Source organism: Nocardia sp. JMUB6875 (genome assembly GCF_041154655.1).
In the GTDB taxonomy this organism is placed as follows: Bacteria; Actinomycetota; Actinomycetes; order Mycobacteriales; family Mycobacteriaceae; genus Nocardia.
In genome coordinates, this window is sequence record NZ_BAAFGR010000379.1 from 1 (window position 1) to 1,673 (window position 1,673).

The window sequence follows — 1,673 nt, forward strand, 5'->3', positions numbered from 1 at the left end:
GGGTGGGGGCGTGCGTGCCGGAGTCGGCGAGGCGGCGGGCGGCGAATTCGCGGCTGGTTTCGAGCATGTGGTAGCGGCCGCTGCCAGAACTCAGCAGCGATTTATCCACCAGATCGGCCAGCAGATCGTCGATATCGTCCAGCGGCTCGGCGATACCGGCCGGCGTCTCGGCTGCACCGGGAACAGATTGGGCGGCAGCAGGAAGCGCCTCGGCGGTGACGGGAAGCGGCTCGGCGACAGCTGCATCGAGCGTGGCGCACACGTGGCGGACTTGGTCGGCGGTCGCGCCGCCGGCGAAGACCGAGAAGCGTTGGGCCAGGAGTTGTTCGGCGGGGGTGAGGAGGTCCCAGCTCCAGGCGACTACGGCCTGGAGGGTTTGGTGGCGGGGTTCGGCTGTGCGGTCGCCGCGGGCCAGGAGGCGGAAGCGGTCGTCGAGGCGGGCGTCGATTTCTGGGAGGTCGAGGGTGCGGAGGCGGGCGGCGGCCAGTTCTATGGCCAGGGGGAGGCCGTCGAGGCGGGTGCAGATGCGGGAGACCATCGCTATGGTGCCCGCGTCGACGGTGAAGTCGGGGCGGACGGCTGCGGCGCGTTCCGCGAACAGGCGGACGGCGGGGCTCGACAGTTGGTCGGTCAGGGGTGCGTCGGACGCGGCGATGGGCAATTGGGATACCGGGACAACGGTTTCGCCGGTGATGCGCAGGGCTTCGCGGCTGGTCGCGAGAATCCGCAGGCCCGGGCAGGTGCGTAGCAGGCGGTTGGTCAGACGAGCCACGTCGAGAACGACCTGCTCGCAGTTGTCGAGAATCAAGACCAGCGCCCGATCCGCGAGCATGGTTGTCAGCCGCTCCACGGGGTCGCGGTTTGATTGGGCAGCACCCTGATTCACGCCGTCGGCACCCGGATTCATCTGGGCAGCAGCTGGATTCATGTGGGCGGAACTGTCGCGTCCGCCGAGTGCGGCCTCCACCGCCTGGGCGATCTGCGAACCATCCACCAGGGGCGAGAGGTCCACGAAGTACACATCGCCGCGCACGCGGGCTCCCGCCGCCAAGGCGAGCCGGGTCTTCCCGGTTCCGCCCGGACCGAGCAGAGTGACCAACCGGCTACTAGCCAATAGCGGCACCAGTCGCGCGAGGTCGTCCTCTCGCCCGATGAAGCTGGTGAGCGGGGTGGGTAGTCGCCGATTCGATACCGCCGCAACCTCATCGGCGCGGAGGATTGCCAGGTGGGCGTCCATGAGTTCCGGGGAGGGGTCGGCACCGAGTTCGTCGGCGAGTAGTCGCCGACCTTGTTCGAAGGATTCGAGGGCCTCGGCCTGGCGTCCGGCCGCATACAACCCGCGCATGAGGAGTGCGCGCGCACGTTCTCGAAGGGGATGCGCCGCAACAAGTTCCGACAGAGCGGGCAGCACGGCATCCGGCTCCCCCACCGCCAGCGCCGCCTCTGCCCGATCCTCCTCGGCGGCCAAACGCCGCTCGTCCAGCCGCGCAGCCTGAGCTTCCGCGAACGGAGCATCCCTGATATCCGCCAGCGCGGTCCCCCGCCACAGCCCGAGCGCCTCGTCCAGCAGGGTCAGCGCGGCTCCGGGATCACTGTCCCGCAGGGCTTTCCGTCCCGCGTCCGCCAACCGCGCGAACCGCAGCGCATCCACCGCATCCGCCTCGACCGCCAAC

The 1,673-nt window shown here is 69.6% G+C and carries 1 protein-coding gene; it reads right to left on the minus strand.

Features of this window, described 5'->3' with window-relative positions; genetic code table 11:
* On the minus strand, positions 1-1,651 hold a 1,651-nt coding region (locus ACAM49_RS40045; protein ID WP_369640715.1), incomplete at its 3' end, for a BTAD domain-containing putative transcriptional regulator.
* Between the last annotated feature and the right edge of the window lie 22 nt (positions 1,652-1,673).